Origin of the sequence: Ramlibacter sp. Leaf400 (assembly GCF_001424545.1) — a bacterium.
Taxonomy (GTDB): Bacteria; Pseudomonadota; Gammaproteobacteria; order Burkholderiales; family Burkholderiaceae_C; genus Ramlibacter.
Window position 1 is genome coordinate 293,894 of sequence record NZ_LMQL01000001.1, and the last position, 18,857, is coordinate 312,750.

15 protein-coding genes and 2 tRNA genes are annotated in these 18,857 nt (G+C 70.0%); 8 read left to right on the forward strand and 9 right to left on the reverse strand.

Going from position 1 to position 18,857, the window contains the following annotated elements:
- The first annotated feature begins 12 nt into the window (after positions 1–12).
- Entirely contained in the window at positions 13–1,977 is a 1,965-nt protein-coding gene (locus tag ASG30_RS01430; protein WP_055891485.1) for a dynamin family protein, read from the forward strand.
- On the forward strand, positions 1,974–3,011 hold the full coding sequence (gene mutY, locus ASG30_RS01435) for an A/G-specific adenine glycosylase (protein ID WP_055891487.1): 1,038 nt from the start codon (positions 1,974–1,976) through the stop codon (positions 3,009–3,011). Before ASG30_RS01430 ends, mutY begins: the two co-directional genes overlap by 4 nt.
- Here the strand turns inward: mutY and rapZ are convergent.
- Genes rapZ through ASG30_RS01450 form a run of 3 tightly spaced genes read right to left on the reverse strand, consistent with a single transcriptional unit; the run spans position 3,008 to position 6,484 of the window.
- A complete protein-coding gene (gene rapZ, locus ASG30_RS01440) occupies positions 3,008–3,886 on the reverse strand; it encodes an RNase adapter RapZ (protein ID WP_055891490.1) in 879 nt (292 codons plus the stop codon). The two genes, mutY and rapZ, sit on opposite strands and share 4 nt — an antisense overlap.
- Entirely contained in the window at positions 3,883–5,535 is a 1,653-nt protein-coding gene (recN, locus tag ASG30_RS01445) for a DNA repair protein RecN (RefSeq protein ID WP_055891494.1), read from the reverse strand. Before recN ends, rapZ begins: the two co-directional genes overlap by 4 nt.
- Before the next feature lie 58 nt (positions 5,536–5,593).
- The gene (locus ASG30_RS01450) at positions 5,594–6,484 is read right to left on the reverse strand and encodes an NAD kinase (protein WP_055891496.1); all 891 of its coding nucleotides are present in this window, start codon (positions 6,482–6,484) and stop codon (positions 5,594–5,596) included.
- A 44-nt stretch (positions 6,485–6,528) separates the two neighbouring features.
- Here ASG30_RS01450 and hrcA point away from each other — a divergent pair, with 44 nt between their 5' ends.
- The 3 genes from hrcA to ASG30_RS01465 all read left to right on the forward strand — a co-directional run bounded on the left by hrcA (position 6,529) and on the right by ASG30_RS01465 (position 7,791).
- Positions 6,529–7,533 (forward strand): heat-inducible transcriptional repressor HrcA, encoded by a 1,005-nt coding sequence (gene hrcA / locus ASG30_RS01455; RefSeq protein WP_055891499.1) that lies wholly within the window; start codon positions 6,529–6,531, stop codon positions 7,531–7,533.
- A gap of 61 nt (positions 7,534–7,594) precedes the next feature.
- A tRNA-Ile gene (locus ASG30_RS01460) sits at positions 7,595–7,671 on the forward strand.
- A 43-nt stretch (positions 7,672–7,714) separates the two neighbouring features.
- Positions 7,715–7,791, forward strand: a tRNA-Arg gene (locus tag ASG30_RS01465).
- Positions 7,792–7,854: 63 nt separating this feature from the next.
- On the opposite strand, the gene ASG30_RS01470 is transcribed toward ASG30_RS01465, so the two are convergent.
- Both ASG30_RS01470 and ASG30_RS01475 read right to left on the reverse strand, forming a co-directional pair.
- Positions 7,855–8,796 (reverse strand): M48 family metalloprotease, encoded by a 942-nt coding sequence (locus ASG30_RS01470; protein ID WP_082521810.1) that lies wholly within the window; start codon positions 8,794–8,796, stop codon positions 7,855–7,857.
- Positions 8,793–9,356, reverse strand: coding sequence for an SH3 domain-containing protein (locus ASG30_RS01475; protein ID WP_055891502.1), 564 nt, complete (start codon positions 9,354–9,356; stop codon positions 8,793–8,795). Before ASG30_RS01475 ends, ASG30_RS01470 begins: the two co-directional genes overlap by 4 nt.
- A 255-nt stretch (positions 9,357–9,611) precedes the next feature.
- Between ASG30_RS01475 and ASG30_RS01480 the strand changes: the two genes are divergently transcribed.
- Together ASG30_RS01480 and ASG30_RS01485 are read left to right on the forward strand one after the other, a co-directional pair.
- Positions 9,612–11,495, forward strand: coding sequence for a putative bifunctional diguanylate cyclase/phosphodiesterase (locus tag ASG30_RS01480; RefSeq protein WP_055891505.1), 1,884 nt, complete (start codon positions 9,612–9,614; stop codon positions 11,493–11,495).
- A gap of 112 nt (positions 11,496–11,607) precedes the next feature.
- Positions 11,608–14,055, forward strand: a complete 2,448-nt coding sequence (locus ASG30_RS01485) for a sensor domain-containing protein (RefSeq protein ID WP_055891509.1) — start codon at positions 11,608–11,610, stop codon at positions 14,053–14,055.
- Between the two features lie 21 nt (positions 14,056–14,076).
- Here ASG30_RS01485 and ASG30_RS01490 read toward each other — a convergent pair whose 3' ends face one another.
- Positions 14,077–14,823: a hypothetical protein gene (locus ASG30_RS01490; protein ID WP_055891513.1), complete on the reverse strand. Its 747-nt coding sequence runs from the start codon at positions 14,821–14,823 to the stop codon at positions 14,077–14,079.
- A 190-nt stretch (positions 14,824–15,013) separates the two neighbouring features.
- On the opposite strand from ASG30_RS01490, the gene greB reads away from it, so the two are divergent.
- Positions 15,014–15,586: a transcription elongation factor GreB gene (greB, locus tag ASG30_RS01495; protein ID WP_055891516.1), complete on the forward strand. Its 573-nt coding sequence runs from the start codon at positions 15,014–15,016 to the stop codon at positions 15,584–15,586.
- On the opposite strand, the gene ASG30_RS01500 is transcribed toward greB, so the two are convergent.
- The 3 genes from ASG30_RS01500 to gmk form a co-directional block, all read right to left on the reverse strand.
- The gene (locus ASG30_RS01500) at positions 15,569–17,848 is read right to left on the reverse strand and encodes a RelA/SpoT family protein (RefSeq protein WP_055891518.1); all 2,280 of its coding nucleotides are present in this window, start codon (positions 17,846–17,848) and stop codon (positions 15,569–15,571) included. The two genes, greB and ASG30_RS01500, sit on opposite strands and share 18 nt — an antisense overlap.
- 119 nt (positions 17,849–17,967) lie before the next feature.
- Complete coding sequence (gene rpoZ, locus ASG30_RS01505; protein WP_055891521.1) at positions 17,968–18,171, reverse strand: DNA-directed RNA polymerase subunit omega; 204 nt, start codon at positions 18,169–18,171, stop codon at positions 17,968–17,970.
- Positions 18,172–18,189: 18 nt separating this feature from the next.
- Positions 18,190–18,810, reverse strand: coding sequence for a guanylate kinase (gmk, locus tag ASG30_RS01510; RefSeq protein WP_055891524.1), 621 nt, complete (start codon positions 18,808–18,810; stop codon positions 18,190–18,192).
- Between the last annotated feature and the right edge of the window lie 47 nt (positions 18,811–18,857).

The window sequence follows — 18,857 nt, forward strand, 5'->3', positions numbered from 1 at the left end:
ACAGGGGACTCAGTGGGCACTTCCTTCAACGAGCAGTTCGATCAGCATGGCGCATGGCGGCGTGAGTTCGCCCTGCGGCTGAAACTGCTGTCCGAATGGCTGAAGGACCACGAGCTGCTCGACGCCGCCGTCGAGGAGCGCCTGCGCCGCCTGGAAACCCAGATGCGCTCGGACAAGGTGATGGTCGCCTTCGTCGCCGAGTTCTCGCGCGGCAAGTCGGAGTTGATCAACGCGATCTTCTTCGCCGGCTACAAGCGCCGCATCATGCCGGCCAGCGCCGGGCGCACCACGATGTGCCCCACCGAGCTGGGCTACGACGCGGAGGTGCCGCCCTGCCTGCGCCTGCTGCCGATCGAGACGCGCCTGCAGCCGCAGCCGCTGATGGAGTGGCGCCTGGCGCCCGAGAAGTGGACCCGGGTCGACCTGGACGTCAACAACTCTGCGCAGCTCGCGCAGGCCTTCGAGAAGGTCTCCGAGGTGCTGCACGTCACCAAGGACGAAGCCAAGGCGCTGGGCTTCTGGCACGACGAGACCCCCGAGGACAACCCGATGGTGGGCGCCGACGGCAAGGTCGAGGTGCCGCGCTGGCGGCATGCCCTGATCAACATCGCGCACCCGCTTCTCAAGCAGGGGCTGGTCATCCTGGACACCCCGGGCCTGAACGCCATCGGCGCTGAGCCCGAACTCACGGTCAACCTGATCCCGCAGGCGCACGCGGTCGTCTTCATCCTGGCGGCCGACACCGGCGTGACCCGGTCCGACCTGGCGATCTGGCGCGAGCACCTGATCTCCGAGGGCGAGGACACGGCCTCGCGCCTGGTCGTCCTGAACAAGATCGACACGATGTGGGACTCCCTCAGCACCCCCTCGCAGGTGCAGGCCCAGATCGACCGCCAGCGCGCCACGTCCGCCGAGATCCTGGGCCTGCGGCGCGAGCAGGTGATCCCGGTGTCGGCCCAGAAGGGGCTGGTCGCCAAGGTCAACAACGACGCCGAACTCCTGGTCGCCAGCCAGCTGCCCGTGCTGGAGCACGCGCTCAGCCACGGCGTGATGGGGCAGCGCCAGGCCATCCTGCGCATCGCCGTCGCGGCGGCCGTGGGCGAGCTGCGGTCCGAAGCCAGCCGCGCGCTCAACATCCGCCGGCGCGACCTGGCCGAGCAGATGCAGGAGCTCAAGGGCCTGCGCGGCAAGAACACGTCCGTCATCAAGCACATGCGCCTGCGCATCGAGCAGGAGCAGCGCGACTTCGATGTGAGCGGCGCCAAGATCCACGCGGTGCGTTCGGTGCATCTGAAGCTGCTGCGCGAGGTGTTCGCGCTGCTGGGCACGGCCTCCATGAAGGAGGAGATGGCCCAGCTGACCCACGCGCTGCGCCAGCCGGGCATCAAGCTGGGCGTGCGGCGCGCCTACGCGCTCACCTTCGACCGCCTGCGCGAGGGTCTGCGCAAGGCCCAGGCCACCAGCGGCGAGATCCAGTCGATGCTGAACGGCACCTTCCGCCAGCTCAATGCCGAATACGGCTTCTCGCTGCAACCGCCCAAGGAACCGGACCTCGCCCGCTTCGAGCGCGACCTCGACCTGGTCGAGCGCAGCCACCAGCAGTACCTGGGCGTGGGCAATGCGCTGCGCCTGGCGCAGCCCGAATTCGCCGACCGGCTGGTTCGCGCGCTGGCCACGCGCCTGCGCGCGGTCTACGAATCGGCGCTGGGCGAAGTCGAGCTGTGGAACAAGGCCGCGGCGGCCCAGCTCGATGCCCAGTTGCGCGAGCGCCGCCGCAACTTCAGCCGGCGCCTCGAGGCGATCGAGCGCATCCAGCAGGCCGCCTCCGGCCTGGACGACCGCATCGTCGAGATCGAAGTGCAGGACACGGCCGTCGACGAGCTCGAAGCCAAGCTCACCGAGCTGACCGCCCACCTCGTCGCCACGCCCGCGGTCGAGACGACGGACGACGACGAGCCCCTGTTGCAGCAGGCATGACAGGGCCGGACGCCGGCATCGCCGGCCGGGTGGTGCGCTGGCACGCCAGCCACGGCCGCAGCAGCCTGCCCTGGCAGAACACCCGCGATCCGTACCGCGTCTGGCTGTCGGAGATCATGCTCCAGCAGACCCAGGTGAGCACCGTGCTGGGCTACTACCAGCGCTTCCTCGACCGCTTCCCCGATGTCGCCCGCCTGGCGGCGGCTTCGCTGGACGACGTGCTGGCGCTGTGGAGCGGCCTGGGCTACTACTCCCGCGCGCGCAACCTGCACGCCTGCGCCCGCGCGGTGGTCCAGGAGCACGGCGGATGTTTTCCGGCGTCCGCGGCGCAGCTGGAGAAGCTGCCGGGCATCGGCCGGTCCACCGCCGCCGCGATCGCCGCCTTCTGCTGGGACGAGCGCGCCGCCATCCTCGACGGCAACGTCAAGCGCGTGCTGACGCGGGTGCTGGCCTTCGGCGACGACCTGTCCCAGCCCGCGGCCGAGCGGGCTCTGTGGAAACGGGCCACGGAGCTGCTGCCGCAGGAGCCGGCCGACATGCCCGCCTACACGCAGGCCATGATGGACGTGGGCGCGACGGTCTGCCTGGCGCGCAATCCCAGCTGCCTGATCTGCCCGCTGGCGCCGGTGTGCGAGGCGCGCAAGCTCCAGACGCCGCTGGCCTTCCCGGTGAAGACGCGCAAGACGCGCCGCACGGCGCAGTCGCTCTGGCTGCTGCGGGCGCAGGATCGCCAGGGCTCGATCTGGCTGGAAAAGCGCCCTACGCCGGGCGTCTGGGCCGGCCTGTACTGCCTGCCGGTGTTCGACTCGCGCGAGGCGCTGGCCGCCGCGCTGCCCGCCCGCGCACGGGACAAGCTGCAGGACGGGCCCGCCTTCCTGCACGTGCTGACCCACAAGGACCTGTACCTGCACCCCGTCACGGTGGACCTGGCGACTTCCGCCCTGGATCGCCCGGAAGGCCAGTGGTTCGGCAGCGGGCAGTGGCCCCGGCTGGGCCTGCCGGCGCCGGTGCGCAAGCTGCTCGCGGAAGGCTAGCGGTCGAGTTCGCGGTGGCGCTTGAGCGTCGTCCACCGCTGGCCGAAGGAAGCCGCCAGGCGCTCCACCAGGTACACCGAGCGGTGCTGCCCGCCGGTGCAGCCGACCGCCACCGTCACGTAGCTGCGGTGGTCGCGCGCCAGCGGCTCCAGCCACTGCTTCAGGAAGCCCTCGATCGACTCGAACATCTGGTCGACGCCCGCCTGGGCCCGCAGGTAGTCGACCACGGGCTGGTCCAGCCCGGTGAGGTCGCGCAGGGCCGGTTCGTAGTGCGGGTTGGGCAGCATGCGCACGTCGAACACGTAATCGGCGTCGACCGGGATGCCGCGCTTGAACGCGAACGATTCGAACACCAGCGTGAGCTGGCTGTCCGGGGCGGACAGAAGCGACTTCACCTGGGCCTGCAGCTGCGCGGGGCGGATGGTGCTGCTGTCGATGACGTGGGCCTGCTCGCGCAGGTCGGCCAGCAGTTCCCGCTCCAGCTCGATGGCGTCGACCAGGGCGCGCTGGCGGATCAGCGGATCGACCTCCTCGGCGGCGGGCTGCTGCGACAGCGGATGGCGCCGGCGTGTCTCGGAGAAGCGCCGCACCAGCGTGTCGGTGGTGGAGTCCAGGAACAGTGACCGGATGCGCACGCCCTGAGCGGCCAGCTCGCGCAGCTGCGCCGGCACCTGCGGCAGCGACGTTGCGCTGCGCACGTCCATGGCGATGGCCACGTGCTTGCCCTTGTTGGCCTGCTCCAGCGCCACGAAGGACAGCAGCAGCTCGGGCGGCAGGTTGTCGACGCAGTAGTAGCCGGCATCCTCCAGCGCGCGCAGCGCCACGGACTTGCCCGAGCCGGACATGCCGGTGATGAGGACCAGGTCCAGGCTCATGCCGCCGCGCTGCCCAGCATTTCCTTGGCGTGCGCCAGCGTCGTGCCCGACAGGCGCTCGCCGCCCAGCATGCGGGCGACCTCGGCCACCCGTTGCTCGCCCTGCACCGGCTCGACGGTGCTGGTGGTGCCGGCCTTGTCGGCGCGCTTGGACACCACCAGGTGGTGGTCGGCGCAGGCCGCCACCTGCGGCAGGTGCGTGACGGCCAGCACCTGGCGGTCGCGGCCCAGCTGTTTCATCAGGCGCCCGACGGTCTCGGCCACGGCGCCGCCGACGCCCGCATCCACCTCGTCGAAGATCAGCGTCTGCGCGGTGCCCAGGCGGCTGGTCGTCACCGCGATCGCCAGCGCGATGCGCGAGAGCTCGCCGCCCGAAGCGACCTTGCCCACCGGCCGCGGCGTGGCGCCGGGATGGCCCGCCACCATGAAACTGACTTCGTCCAGGCCTGAAGCGGACGGCTGCGGCAGCGGCTGCAAGCCCACCTCGAACCTGCCGCCCTGCATGCCCAGCCCCTGCATCGCCTGGGTGATCGCCGTGGCCAGCTTTGGCGCCGCCTTGGCGCGGGCCTTGGACAGCGCCGTGGCTTGCGCCGTGTAGGCGCGGCCCTGCTCCTTCTCGGCGGCCTCCAGCGCGGCCAGGTCGGCCGAGGCGTCGAGCCGCTCCAGCTCCTGACGCCAGCCGGCCAGCAGGGCCGGCAGTTCCGCCGGCGTGCGCTTGTAGCGGCGGGCCAGCGACAGCCACAGGGCCATGCGCTCGTCGAGTTCGGCCAGCCGGTCCGGGTCCAGGTCGGTCTTGCGCAGGTAGGTGTGCAGCGAATGCGCGGCGTCCTCGGCCTGGGCCAGCGCGGAAGCCAGCACTTCGGCCAGGGACTGGAACTCGGGCTCGAGCTGCTCCTGCGCCTGCAGCAGCGTTTGTGCCTGCGACAGCGATGCCGTGGCGCCGGCGTCCTCGCCTTCCAGCGCCTGCAGGGCGTTGCGCGCCGCATCGAGCAGGGCCTGCGCATGAGACAGGCGCGTGTGGTTGGTGTTGAGCTCTTCCCACTCGTCGGCGCCCGGTGCGAGCTTGTCCAGCTCGCCGATCTGCCAGGCCAGGCGCTCGCGTTCGCGCTGCAGCGTGTCCTGCGCCTCGCGGGCCTGCACCAGGGTCTTCTGCGCCGCGCGCCAGGCGTCCCAGGCCTGCTGCACGGAGTTGCCGGTGACGCCGGCATAAGCGTCCAGCAGCGCGCGCACCGAGTCGGGCCGCGTCAGGCTCTGCCAGGCGTGCTGGCCGTGGATGTCCACCAGCTGCTCGCCGGCCTCGCGCAACTGCGCGGCGGTGGCGGGGCTGCCGTTGATCCAGGCGCGGCTCTTGCCCTGGCTGTCGATGCTCCGCCGCAGCAACAGGGTGTCGCCGCCTTCGAAGCCGGCTTCCTCCAGCCAGGGGGCGAGCGTCGCGGGCAGGTCGAACTCCGCGCTGATGTCGGTGCGGGCCGCGCCTTCGCGCACCACGCCCGCATCGGAGCGCGCGCCCAGCGCCAGCTGCAGCGCGTCGACCAGGATGGACTTGCCCGCACCGGTCTCGCCGGTGAGGACGGAGAACCCGTCGCCGGGCTCCAGCTCGAGTTCCCGCACGATCACGAAATCTCGCAGGGCGATGCGCTTGAGAGTCATTGAATCACCTCCGCGCTGCGCGCTGCGGTGCGAGCCCCTTCGGGCGGCCGGGCGGGGCTCACGATCCTCCCTCGTTCCAGTGCAGCTTCCTGCGCAGGGTGTCGTAGTAGCTCCAGCCGCGCGGGTGCAGGAAGCGCACCTGGTGCTGCGAGCGCTTGACCAGGATGCGGTCGCCGTGCAGCAGCGAGGCCAGCGACTGCATGTCGAAATTGGCGCTGGCGTCGCGTCCCGCAACCAGCTCGATGGCGATCTCCACCGAATCGGGGATCACGATCGGCCGGTTGGACAGCGTGTGCGGCGCGATCGGCACCAGCGCCCACACGGGGTTGCCCGGATGCAGCAGCGGGCCGCCGGCGGACAGCGCGTAGGCGGTGGACCCGGTGGGCGTAGCCACGATCAGGCCGTCGGCGCGCTGGTTGGCGACGAAGTGGCCATCGACCTCCACCCGCAGTTCGACCATGCCGGAGGTGGCGCCGCGGTTGACCACCACGTCGTTCATGGCCTGGGCCTTGAACACGCAGTGGCCGTCGCGCACCACCTGCGCGAGCATCAGGCCGCGGCGGTCTTCTTCGTACTCTCCACGCAACATGGGGCCGAGCACGTCGCGGTAGCCTTCCAGCCGGATGTCGGTGACGAAACCCAGGCGCCCCTGGTTGACGCCGACAAGCGGCACGCCGAAGCGGGCCATCTGCCGGCCGATGCCCAGCATGGTGCCGTCGCCGCCCACCACCAGGCCCAGGTCGCATTGCGCGCCGATGGCCTGCACGTCAAGAACCGTGTAACCGACGATCCCGCAGGTGCTGGCCGTGTCATGCTCGATGGCCACGTCGCAGCCTTCGGAGACCAGGAACTGGGCAATGTCCTCCAGCGCCGCACGGCTGCTGGCAGCCGCCGCGCCGCCGGCGTGGTACTTGCCTATCAGCGCAACCTGGCGGAACCGAGTGCTCATCGAGGCAAATTACATCATTAAAATTCATCGGAGGCCTCCGCACCATGCTCGATGACCGTGCCAAGTTGTTGTTGAAAGCTCTGGTCGAGCGCTATATCGCCGAAGGGCAGCCGGTGGGATCGCGCACGCTGTCGCGGGCGTCGGGCCTGGAACTCTCGCCCGCCACCATCCGCAACGTGATGTCGGACCTCGAGGACCTGGGGCTGATCGCCAGCCCGCACACCTCGGCCGGCCGCATCCCCACCGCGCGCGGCTACCGCCTGTTCGTGGACACCATGCTCACCGCGCAGCGCGAGCACCTGGCCGCGCCCAGCCTGCCGCCCGACCAGCCGCAGCGCGTGATCGCCAACGCCGCCCAGCTGCTGTCCAACCTGTCGCACTTCGTCGGCGTGGTGATGGCGCCGCGCCGCACGTCGGTGTTCCGCCACATCGAATTCCTGCGGCTGTCCGAGCGGCGCTACCTGGTCATCATCGTCTCGCCGGACGGCGACGTGCAGAACCGGGTGGTGTTCACCGACAGCGACTACACCCAGCAGCAGCTGGTCGAGGCCGCCAACTTCCTGAATGCCCACTACGCGGGCCTTGCGATCGAGCAGGTGCGCGAGCGCCTGAAGACCGAGGTCGAGCAGTTGCGCGGCGAGATCGTCCAGCTGATGCACACGGCGGTGGACGCCAGCTCGGAGGCCCTGGAGCAGGCTCAGGGCGAGGTGGTCATCTCCGGCGAGCGCAACCTGCTGGAGGTGTCGGATTTCTCCAGCGACATGACGCACCTGCGCAAGGCATTCGAGCTGTTCGAGCAGAAGACGCAGCTGATGCGCCTGCTGGACATCTCCAGCCAGGCCGAGGGCGTGCGCATCTTCATCGGCGGCGAAAGCCAGGTCGTGCCGTTCGAGGAGCTGTCCGTCGTCAGCTCGCCGTATGAGGTGGACGGCCAGATCGTCGGCACCCTGGGCGTGATCGGCCCCACCCGCATGCCTTACGACCGGATGATCCAGATCGTGGACATCACGGCCAAGCTGGTGAGCAACGCGCTGAGCCACCACAAGTGAGATTTGCCGTCATCCCCGCGCAAGCGGGGATCCAGTCCCCGATCCCTACAATTCCCCTCGTGGGGCGTTAGCTCAGTTGGTCAGAGCAGGGGACTCATAATCCCTTGGTCGCTGGTTCAAGTCCAGCACGCCCTACCACCCCGGCGGGGGTCCTTCCGGACCTGCTATACTCGCTGGCTTCGCGGCTGTAGCTCAGTTGGATAGAGTACTTGGCTACGAACCAAGGGGTCGTGGGTTCGAATCCTGCCAGCCGCGCCAAAAACAAAGGGTCAGGTCTCTCAGAGGCCTGACCCTTTTCTCTTCCCCGCCCCGTTTCCGCGCTCAGCGCTGCTGGCGCGCCACCCGCTGCTCGATGCGGACCACCGGCCGGGCCGTGAAGGCGTCCAGGCGGCTGCCCATGGCCTGGGCGAGCGCGTCCAGCCGGTGCTGCGCCGGCGGGTGGGTGGACAGCGACAGGGCGAACAGCGGGTTGTCCGGCGCCTGCGTGCGCAGTTGCTGCAGCACGCCGGGCAGGCCGTAGGGGTCGAAGCCGGCCCGGGCGGCGAGCACCACGCCCTGGCGATCGGCGTCGAACTCGTCCTGCTGGTCCAGGCCGCTGGCATACAGGTTGCGGGCCAGAGACAGCACCTGCTGCGACACCAGCGATCCCACCGCGTTGCCCGTGCGGATCTGCGAGCCGATCAGCTGCGTGAATGCCCCCGCCCGCGCCTTCTGCCGCAGCGCCTGCAGGTGGTGACGCTCGGTGACGTGGGTGATCTCGTGGGCCAGGATGCCGGCGAGTTCCGCCTCGTCCACCCGGTCCAGCAGCCCGCGGGTGACGAACACGAAGCCGCCCGGCGCGGCGAAGGCGTTGAAGCCGGGGTCGTCCAGCACCGTGAAGGTCCAGGGCAGTTGGGGCCGGCTCGACTGCAGACCGATCCAGCGGCCCAGCTGGTTGACGTAGCGCTGCAGCGCCTCGTCCGCATGCATGGGCTTGCTGCCCAGGAGCACGGCCGCGAGCTGGCGGCCGATCTCGATCTCCTTGGCCTCGTCGATCGGGGCGTCCTGCGACAGCAGCGCGACGATGTCGACCGCGCCAGGCTGGGACATTGCGGCGGGCGCCGGGGCGGGCGCGAGCAGCGCCCCCAGCGGGTTGGCCGAAGCCTTGCCGGGCTGCGTCGCGTTCAGCAGGGAGTTCAGGGCGCCCAGGGCGTTGTTCTGCGCGGCGACGGGCGCCAGGGTGAGGGCCAGGCCCGCAGCCACGGTGAGTTGGCGCAGGTTCATTGCTGTGCTCCCGGGTTTGCGGACGCAGGTCGCGGCGGCGCGGGAAGGGGGTCGACCGATTGCGGCGCCAGCCCCGCATCGCGGGCGAACTGGCGCGCCTGCGGCTCGGTGGCGCGCAGCGCTTCCATCCGCGTGACGGCAGCCGTGTCCGGTTGCGCCTGGGCGAGGTCCTGCGCACCCAGACCGCGGATGCCGACGGCGGAGGTCGAGACGGTGGTCGGGGACGGCTTGCCGAAGAGCCCTGTCACGCCGCGCAGCAGGCCCGAGGCGCCGCCCGACGAGGCCGCCGCGCTGCCGGGCGTTCCCAGATCGAACAGGTGCACCCAGCCCACGAGACCCGCGGTGGTCCGCACGCGCACCCACGGCCCCTGGCGGTCGGCCATCCGTGTCACCGATGAATCGGCCTGGAGCGCAGCGAGGCTTCGGCTCGCGCCGGGCTGCTCGCGCAGTTCGGTGGCCTGCTTCACCACGACGGTTTCTTCTTGAGGCTGGGCGAGGACCACCCCGCAGGCCATCAGCCAAGCCAGGGCCACAGCGGCCCTGCCGAGTTGCGTGCTCATCGATCGTTTCCCCAAGAGGTCAGCAGATGCGGCAATTCTAAGAAGCTCAACCGTGAGCCGCGTGGCGTGGAATCCACCGCCGAGTCAACGCTGTCCTACAGGCGCACCTCGCCGTCTCCGACAGGCTTCGCGAAAACGTGCTTCTTACATTCGATGCGTCGTGAAAGATTTGCTTACGTACGGTCCAGCTACCCCGCTTGCGCTGAGCGGGCGGGCGGCAGTCCGATGCGGCGTCGCCGACGGAGGGAAAACACCATGATGGAACTCGTCACCGGGCCCGAACAGTCCTGGCGCCGCTTCGCCTGGGCCGCGCCGCTGGTGCGGCGCGGCGAGCCGCTCTCTCCCGACCAGCTGGCCATGCTCCACGCCGCGCCACCGTTGCCGCACGACGAGACCGAGCGGCTGTCCGACCTGCGCGAGTACTCGGTCCTCGACGGCGAGGCTTGCGCGGACTTCGATGCCCTGGTCGAGCTGGCCGCCGCGACCTGCGGCGCGCCCATGGCCGCGCTGAGCTTCGTGGACGGCGCGCGCCAGCGCTACACCGCGCGCGTGGGCATCCCGGTGGCCGAGGTGGGTCGCAACGCGGGGCTGTGCGCGCGGGCCATCCTCGCGACCGAACCGGTGCTGGAAGTGCCCGACACGTCGCGGGTGGCCTGGTTCTCTCCCGGCCTGCACGGCCCCGACGGCCTGCCGGTGCGCTTCTACGCCGGCGCGCCGCTGCGCACCCGGGATGGCAGCGCGATCGGCACGCTGTGCGTCATGGACCAGGTGCCGCGGCGGCTCACCGATGCGCAACGCACGGCCCTGGAGCGCATCGCGCGCGCCGCCTGCACCCAGCTGTCCCTGCGCCGCCAGTTGCGGCTGGCCACGCAGACCGACCGCCTCACCGGGCTGCCCAACTGGCTGCATTTCGAGTCGGAGTTCGAGGCCCTCAAGCCGCGCAGCGGGATCGCCTGCTTCGTGCGCCTCAAGGCGCTCACGCACATCAGCACCGCGCACGGCTTCCGGGTGGCGGATTCGCTGGTGCAGCAGACCGCGGCCCGCCTGCGCGCCATCGCGGCCGGCGGGGCGTTCATCGGCCGCATCAAGCGCGGCCTGTTCCTGCTCTTCTTCCCGGACATGGAGCCCGAGTCCTTCCGCCTCAAGGCGCAGCTGATCGCCGCGCAGCTGCAGGCGCCGTACATGGTGAACGACCTCACCCTGGTCTGCCCCGTGCACCTGGGTTTTGCCGCCCATCCGCGCGACGGCGCCACCCTCGACGAGGTGGTGAACGCGGCCGACGCCGCCCTGCAGCTGGCGATCGAGCGCGACGAGCCCACGGCCTTCTTCGACAAGTCGGTGGACTGCGCCACCACGAGCACCCATTACCGGCTCGAGCCGCAACTGCGCAACGCGCTCGTCCACGACGAGTTCGTCAACTACTACCAGCCCAAGGTGGATCTCGCGACCGGCCGCATCCAGGGCGTTGAGGCGCTGATCCGCTGGGTGCATCCGCAGCGCGGGCTGGTGCCGCCCTCGGAGTTCGTTCCCGCGCTGGAGGCGACCGGCCTGATCCGCGACGTGGGCCGAAGCATCCTGGAGCGCGCGGTCGCCGACTGGCGGCGCTGGCGCGACGCCGGCCTGCCCGCGCCACGCATAGCCGTGAACGTGGCGGCCGCGCAGCTGCGCGACGGCGACCTGGTGCGCCACCTGCGCGAGGCGCTCGACGCCATCGGCGGCAACCCCGCCGCGTTGTCCATCGAGGTCACGGAGAGCGTGCTGATCGGCAACCTGGAACGGGCCATCGAGGTGCTCACGCAGGTGCGCGAATTGGGCCTGCCGGTGGCGATCGACGACTTCGGCACCGGCTACTCCTCGCTCGCCTACCTCGTCACGCTGCCGGTGGACGAGGTGAAGATCGACCGCGCCTTCACCCGCAAGATCGGCACCGACTCGGCCTACCGCGACATCGTCGGCACCTGCGTCAACCTGGCCCGCAACCTGCGGCTGCGCGTGGTGGCCGAAGGGGTGGAGACGCAGGAGCAGGCCCGCGTCCTGCGCGCGCTGCGCTGCGACCTGGCCCAAGGCTTCCTCTACAGCCCGCCGGTTCCCGCCGAGGAGCTCGCCCAACTGCTGAGCTCTTCCGCACCCGCGTGGTGAGGCGCCATTGGCCTGCGCCGTCGGGTAGGACCGCGCCTACCGGGTGGACTGGATGGGCGACTTAACATCAGAGCGCCCCATGTTGCCGACCGCAGAGCTGCCCCTCCCATCGATGCCCATTGACCGACCGACGCAGGACGACGCAAGCGTCGTGCGCATGCTCGAGCGCGCAGCCTCCATCGGCGTCTGGCGCCTGGACCTGCAGGCCCGCGAACTCAGCTGGTCCGACCAACTCGCGGAAATGCATGGTGCGCCAGCCGGCTATGCGCCTCCCGCGGACGATCCGCTCCACCATTACTCGCCCGGGTGCCGGCCCAAGCTGGAGGCGCTGCTCAAGGCCTGCGTGGAGGACGGCACGCCCTTCGACGAGGAGGCGCAGATCCTCCTGCGGGATGGCCGCCGCTCCTGGGTGCGCTCCATCGGGCAGCCGGTCCATGACGTGCAGGGCGGCATCGTCGCGGTGCAGGGCGCGTTGCAGGAGATCGCGCCTCGGGGCCTGCGGCCCGGCACGCTGTTGCGCATGGGCGCTGCGCTGGGCAGCGGTGAAGCCTTCGCCACGGTGGACCGCAACGGCCAGTACACCTTCCTCAACGAGCAGGCCGAGCAGATGCTGGGCGTGCCCAGCGACCAGCTGATCGGGCGGCGGTTCTGGAACTCCTTCCAGAAGACCGTGCGCCTGCGGCTGGAAGAGCAGTTCCGCACGGCCCTCGCACGCAGCGTGAAGCTCGAATTCGAGCAGCTCGATGCGCGCCAGTCGCACTGGTTCGAGGTGCGCGGCTTCCCCTTCGGTGGCGGCATGGCCATCCACATCCGCGACGTGACCGAGCGCCGCAAGGCGCAGGAGCAGCTGCGCCTGCTGGAGGGCAGCATCGCCCGGCTGAACGACATCGTGATCATCACGGAGGCGGGCCCCTTCAGCGAGCCGGGACCGCGCATCGTGTTCGTCAACGAAGCCTTCGAGCGCCGCACCGGCTACACGCGCGACGAGGTGATCGGCCGCACGCCGCGCCTGCTGCAAGGCCCCAACACGCAACGGCGCGCGCTCGACCAGATCCGCGCGGCGCTGGAGGAATGGCGCCCCGCACGCGTCGACCTGATCAACTACAAGAAGAACGGCGAGCCGTTCTGGGTCGACCTGGACGTCTCCCCGGTGTGGGACAAGCAGCGCAAGCTCACCCACTGGGTGGCGGTGGGCCGCGACGTGACCGAGCGCAAGCTGGCCGAGGAGAAGATCCAGCACCTGGCGTTCTACGACGCGCTCACCAAGCTGCCCAACCGCCAGCTGCTGATGGACCGGCTGCATGCGGCCCTGGCCGACCCGGCGCGGCCGCGCGAAGGCGCGCTGATGTTCATCGACCTGGACAACTTCAAGGTGCTCAACGACACGCTGGGCCACCAGAAGGGCGACCTGCTGCTGCAGCTGGTGGCCGAGCGGCTGCGCTCGTGCGTGGCCAAGGGCGACACGGTGGCACGCCTGGGCGGCGACGAATTCGTGATCCTGCTGGAGAACCGCGGCGACAAGCCGCTGGACCCGGCCAAGGGCGCGCGCGCCGTGGCCGAGCGCATCCTGCAGGCGCTGGGCGAGCCCTACGTGCTGCCGGGCTACCTTCACCACAGCACCTGCAGCATCGGCGTGACGCTGTTCAGCAAAAGCGACCGCACGGTGAGCGAACTGCTCAAGCAGGCCGACCTGGCCATGTACCAGGCCAAGGGCGCGGGCCGCAACACGGTCTGCTTCTTCGATCCGGAGATGCAGGCGGTGGTCAGCGCCAATGCCGCGCTGGCGGCCGACCTGCGCCAGGCCTGGCGCGAGACCCAGTTCCGGATCGACTACCAGCCTCAGGTGGGCCCCGACGGCCGGATGACCGGCGTCGAGGCCCTGTTGCGCTGGCAGCATCCGCAGCGCGGCACCGTGCCGCCCGACCAGTTCATCCCGGCCGCGGAGGAGACGTCGCTCATCATCCCGATCGGCCGCTGGGTGCTCGATACCGCCTGCGCGCAGCTGGCGCAGTGGGAGCACCGGCCCGACCGGCGCCACCTGAGCATCGCGGTGAACGTGAGCGTCAAGCAGTTTCGGCACCCCGAGTTCGTCGACGAGGTGATGCAGGCCATCGAGCAGTCCGGCGTCCAGCCGCACAAGCTCAAGCTGGAGCTCACCGAGAGCCTGCTGGCCGACGGCATCGACGTCACCATCGCCAAGATGGGCAGCCTCAAGGACATGGGCGTGACGCTGTCGCTGGACGACTTCGGCATCGGCTACTCGTCGCTGTCCTACCTCAAGCGCCTGCCGCTGGACCAGCTCAAGATCGACCGCGAGTTCGTCAAGGACATCCTCACGGACGCCAACGACGCCGCCATCGCCCGCACCGTGATCGACCTGGCCCACAGCCTGGACCTGGACGTGATCGCCGAAGGGGTGGAGACCGAGGAGCAGCGCGCCTTCCTGGAGCGCCAGGGCTGCCACTCCTACCAGGGCTACCTGTTCTGCAAGCCGCTGCCCATCGACGAGCTGGAGGCCTTCATGGACCGGGTGCCGGTGCTGGAAGCCACGCTGGCCTGACGCCAGTGGGCGGCGCGGCGCTCAGAGCGGCGCGATCTGCAGCGGCGTGGTGGCCACCATGCGCGGGATGCGCATGACGATCTGGTCCTGGGTGCGGAACAGCTCGATGCCTTCGGCAATGGCCAGGGCCTGCACGTCGGTCCAGTCGAGCGCGCGGTAGTTGGGCTCCGACGCGATGACGTCGGGCGCCAGGCCGTCGTCGTCGCGCGGCTTGGGCGTGACCCGCAGCGTGACCACCGCGAAGCCGGGCGACACCTCGGCGCCGGCGGCCAGCTCGCTGGGCCCGGGGGCAGCGTCCGCCAGCGAGAGCAGCGAGGCCGTCACCAGGTTCCGCACGGCCACCCGCGACACCTCGAATTCGTTGTCGGGCACCTCGTTGACCAGCGAGAAGCCGCGGAAGTTGAAGCTGCTGCGCAGCAGCCCGACGCACTCGTCCACGCCGTCGCGCAGCCGCACGCTTTCGTCCTCGGAAGGCGAGATCCAGGTGGCCACCTTCAGGCAGGTCATCACCGCATCGCGAGCCAGCCGGTTCATCTTGCTGACGCTGGCTTCGAAGTCGGCGGGGGAGGGCGTGCCCTTCTCCAGCCGGGCGCTGAGCACCTCGGCCATCATGGCCACGGCCTGCAGGTTGACGACCATGTCGTGCTTGAGCGCGGGCGCCAGCCGGCGCAGCACGCCGTAGCGCGCCGCCTCCGCCTGGGTTCGCGGGCGGCGGCTGGAGCCGGCCTGCGCCGACGCGACGCCCTGGGACGAGGTGACGACGCTCATGAAAAGGTCCCCACCGGCCGCGGCCGCGTAGTCGTTACTGCTGGATTCATCACCCGTCGATTGTTTGCAGCGGGGCAGTTGCGGCTCGTCAGGCGATCACCGCGCCCCCTGTAGGAAAGGGCTTTCGTCGCGTTGGATCGCAGCGCCCGCGCGAGCGGCCGTTTGCGCGCGGGCGGACTATCCTTGCGGCATGAGCAAGGCGTTCACCCGCGAAACCGACGCGGAAGACGACGAGGAAGCCCCCCCGGCACTGCCGGCGGGTGGGCGGAACTACATCACGCCGCAGGGGTATGCCCGGCTGCGCGCCGAGCTGCTGCAACTGATCGACGACGAGCGGCCCAAGGTCGTGGAAGTGGTGCACTGGGCGGCCAGCAACGGCGACCGCTCCGAGAACGGCGACTACCTGTACGGCAAGAAGCGGCTGCGCGAGATCGACCGCCGCATCCGGTTCTTGACCAAGCGGCTGGAAATCGCCGAAGTGGCCGACCCGACGCTGCACCATGGCCACGGCCAGGTGTTCTTCGGCGCCACCGTCACCTACGCGGAGGCATCCGGCGACGAGCGCACCATCACCATCGTGGGCATCGACGAGGCCGACAGCCTCAAGGGGCAGGTGAGCTGGATCTCGCCGATCGCCCGCGCGCTGCTCAAGGCGCAGGAAGGCGACGTGGTGCGGCTGGTCACGCCGGCCGGCGCGCAGGAGATCGAGGTGATCGAGGTGCGCTATCCCGCGCCCGGCGAAGCTTCAGCGCCCGTGGCCTGAGTGGCCGGCGCGCAGGCGCTGGGCCCGCATCACCGAAGGCGTGCGCTTGAGCGTGCGCATCACGGTGTCCAGGTGGGCGCGGTCGCGCACCGCGACGATGAAGCGCAGGTCGGTGGCGTCCTGCGCCCTTTCCTCGTCCATGTCCACGTGGGTGATGTCGGCCTCCACGCTGGCCAGGGCGGAGGCCACGCGGGCCAGCACGCCCTTGGTGTTGGCCACCGTGACCATCACGGTGGTCTCGAAGGGCCGCACCGGCTCGTCGGCCCATTCCACGCCGATGAAGCGCTCGGCATCCTTGTGCTGCAGGCGGCGCGCCACGGCGCAGTCGTCCAGGTGGACCACCAGGCCTTCACCGCGCCCCAGGTAGCCCACGATGCCGTCGCCAGGCACCGGTCGGCAACAGGCCGCGAACTGCACCGAGGCGTTCTCGCTGCCGTCCAGCACCACCGCGCCCTGCGACACGTTCTCGTGCGCCGTGTAGCGCTCGCGCGTGATCAGCAGCGCGTCGGGCTTCTCGCCCAGTTCGGCCATCAGCGTCATGAGGCGCTTGGCCACGATGCCGGCGATGCGCTTGCCCAGGCCCAGGTCGGTCAGCAGCTCGGCGCGGCTCTTGTTGCCGGTGAAGCGCAGCAGCTTCTCCCACACCGCGTGGTGGCCCTCGTCGTCGGCCGGCAGCCGCTCGATGCCCTCGGCGCGCAGCGCCTGCGTGAGCAGCTTCTCGCCCAGCTCCTGCGACTCGGCCTGGGCCAGCGACTTGAGGTGGTGGCGGATCTTGGAGCGGGCCCGCCCCGTCCGCACGAACCCCAGCCAGGCCGGGTTGGGCGTGGACACGGGCGCCGTGACCACTTCGACCACGTCGCCGTTCTTCAGCTCGGTGCGCAGCGGCACCTGCACGCCGTTGATCTTGGCGGCCACGGTGCGGTCGCCGACGTTGCTGTGGATCGCGTAGGCGAAGTCGACCACCGTCGCGCCGCGCGGCATGGCCATGATCTGGCTCTTGGGCGTGAACACGTAGACCGCGTCGGGGAACAGGTCGATCTTGACGTGGTCCCAGAACTCGGCGGCGTCGCGCGTCTCGTGCTGGATGTCCAGCAGCGACTGCAGCCACTTGGTGCCCAGGCGCTCGGCGTAGTCGCTCTCCGGGTGGCTGGCCTTGTACAGCCAGTGCGCGGCCACGCCCGATTCGGCCACCACGTGCATGGCCTCGGTGCGCATCTGGAATTCCACGCTCACGCCCGACGGGCCCACCAGCGTGGTGTGCAGCGACTGGTAGCCGTTGACCTTGGGGATGGCGATGTGGTCCTTGAAGCGGCCCGGCACCGGCTTGTACATCTGGTGCAGCACGCCCAGCGCCGTGTAGCAGTCGGTCACCGCCGGCACGACGACACGGAAGCCGTAGATGTCGGTGACCTGGGCGAACGACAGGTGCTTCTCGTCCATCTTGCGGTAGATGGAGTAGAGGGTCTTCTCGCGCCCGGCGATGCGCACCTTCATGCCGGCCTGCTCGAAGGCGGCCTCCACCTCGCGCTGCACCTTCTGGATCAGGTCGCGGCGGCGGCTGCGCGCCTTGGCCACGGCTTTTTCCAGCACGTCGTGCCGCCAGGGCATGAGGTAGCGGAAGGCCAGCTCCTGCAGCTCGCGGTAGGTCTGGTTCAGGCCCAGGCGGTGCGCGATGGGCGCGTAGATGTCCAGCGTCTCGCGGGAGGTGCGGCCCCACTTCTCGCGGGGCACGTCTTCCAGCGTGCGCATGTTGTGGCTGCGGTCGGCCAGCTTGATCAGGATCACGCGCACGTCGCGCGCCATCGCCAGCAGCATCTTGCGGAAGGACTCGGCCTGGCCTTCCTCGCGCGTGTTGAATTGCAGCTTGTCCAGCTTGGTCAGGCCGTCCACCAGTTCGGCCACGGCCGCGCCGAAGCGCTCGATCAGCTGGGGCTTGGTGACGCCGCAGTCCTCGATGGCGTCGTGCAGCAGGGCGGCCATGAGCGCCTGCGCGTCCAGCTTCCACTCCGCGCACTGCGAGGCCACGGCGATCGGGTGCGTGATGTAGGGCTCGCCGCTGGCGCGGATCTGCCCCAGGTGGGCCTCGTCGGCGAAGCGGTAGGCCTGGCGGACCTGTTCGATCTCGGCCGGCTCCAGGTAGTCGAGCCTGGCGGTGAGCGCGGCAAAGCTCGCGGCTGCCGCATTGACGGCCGCCGGGCTGGGCATGGCCACCGGGGCCGGGCGCTGGCCCTTGCCGGTGGCCGGAGGGAGCACGGCACTCATGCCCACAAATGTACCGTGAGCGTGCGCTCGCTGCCCGAGCCAACAAAAAAGCACCGCGGCGCGGTGCTTGATTAGGTTCTGGATCCCCGGCTGCGCGGGGATGCCTGGCGAGCTGGCGCTTAGCCAGGCACCTTCTTCAGCATCTCCAGGCCCACCTTGCCGTCGGCGATCTCGCGCAGGGCGGTGACGCCCGGCTTGTTCTTGCTCTCGATCTTGGGCGCGTGGCCTTGGCTCAGCATGCGGGCGCGGTAGGTCGCGGCCAGCACCAGCTGGAATCGGTTGGGGATCTTGTCGAGGCAGTCTTCGACGGTGATTCGGGCCATGGGGTTCTCTCTCGCGTGTCAGGGAATGTTGAGGGCCTTGAAGGTCGCGGCCCGGGCGCGGCGCTGGGCGGAGAACTTCAGCCGCTGGGCATGAACGATGGCCTTGAGGTCGAAAAGCGCTCGTTCGAAAAGCTCGTTGATTATAACGAAGTCGAACTCCGGCGCCTTGGACAGCTCCTCGGCCGCGTTCTTCAGCCGCAACTCGATCACCTCGGGCGCGTCCTCGCCGCGCCGCTCCAGCCGCGAGCGCAGCTCCTCCCAGCTCGGCGGCAGGATGAACACCAGCACCGCGTTGGCGAAGATGCGCTTGATCTGCAGCGCGCCCTGGTAGTCGATCTCCAGGATCACGTCGGCGCCCCGGGCGATGCGGTCCTCGATGGCGCGCTTGGAGGTGCCGTAGCGCCGCCCGTGCACGAAGGCCCACTCGACGAATGCGTCGGCCAGCACCATGGCGTCGAATTCCTGCTCCGACACGAAGAAGTACTCGCGGCCGTGCTTTTCCTGGCCGCGGGGCGCCCGCGTGGTGTGCGAGATCGACGGCTGGACCTGCGAATCCAGCTCCATCAGCGCCTTGACCAGGCTGGACTTGCCGGCGCCGCTGGGGGCGGCGACGACGAAAAGGTTGCCGGGATAGTCCATCGTCAGGCCTCCGACGAGCCGCCTCTGGGAGGCCTGGGCGGGGGGCA

Excerpts from the sequence above, each read along its gene's own strand:
- ASG30_RS01450 (WP_055891496.1), bottom strand. The coding sequence starts at position 6,484 with ATGAGCACTCGGTTCCGCCAGGTTGCGCTGATAGGCAAGTACCACGCC.
- gmk (WP_055891524.1), bottom strand. The coding sequence starts at position 18,810 with ATGGACTATCCCGGCAACCTTTTCGTCGTCGCCGCCCCCAGCGGCGCC.
- recN (WP_055891494.1), bottom strand. The coding sequence starts at position 5,535 with ATGACTCTCAAGCGCATCGCCCTGCGAGATTTCGTGATCGTGCGGGAA.
- ASG30_RS01480 (WP_055891505.1), top strand. The coding sequence starts at position 9,612 with ATGATGGAACTCGTCACCGGGCCCGAACAGTCCTGGCGCCGCTTCGCC.
- hrcA (WP_055891499.1), top strand. The coding sequence starts at position 6,529 with ATGCTCGATGACCGTGCCAAGTTGTTGTTGAAAGCTCTGGTCGAGCGC.
- ASG30_RS01485 (WP_055891509.1), top strand. The coding sequence starts at position 11,608 with ATGCCCATTGACCGACCGACGCAGGACGACGCAAGCGTCGTGCGCATG.
- ASG30_RS01475 (WP_055891502.1), bottom strand. The coding sequence starts at position 9,356 with ATGAGCACGCAACTCGGCAGGGCCGCTGTGGCCCTGGCTTGGCTGATG.
- ASG30_RS01490 (WP_055891513.1), bottom strand. The coding sequence starts at position 14,823 with ATGAGCGTCGTCACCTCGTCCCAGGGCGTCGCGTCGGCGCAGGCCGGC.
- rpoZ (WP_055891521.1), bottom strand. The coding sequence starts at position 18,171 with ATGGCCCGAATCACCGTCGAAGACTGCCTCGACAAGATCCCCAACCGA.
- ASG30_RS01470 (WP_082521810.1), bottom strand. The coding sequence starts at position 8,796 with ATGAACCTGCGCCAACTCACCGTGGCTGCGGGCCTGGCCCTCACCCTG.
- mutY (WP_055891487.1), top strand. The coding sequence starts at position 1,974 with ATGACAGGGCCGGACGCCGGCATCGCCGGCCGGGTGGTGCGCTGGCAC.
- ASG30_RS01500 (WP_055891518.1), bottom strand. The coding sequence starts at position 17,848 with ATGAGTGCCGTGCTCCCTCCGGCCACCGGCAAGGGCCAGCGCCCGGCC.
- greB (WP_055891516.1), top strand. The coding sequence starts at position 15,014 with ATGAGCAAGGCGTTCACCCGCGAAACCGACGCGGAAGACGACGAGGAA.
- rapZ (WP_055891490.1), bottom strand. The coding sequence starts at position 3,886 with ATGAGCCTGGACCTGGTCCTCATCACCGGCATGTCCGGCTCGGGCAAG.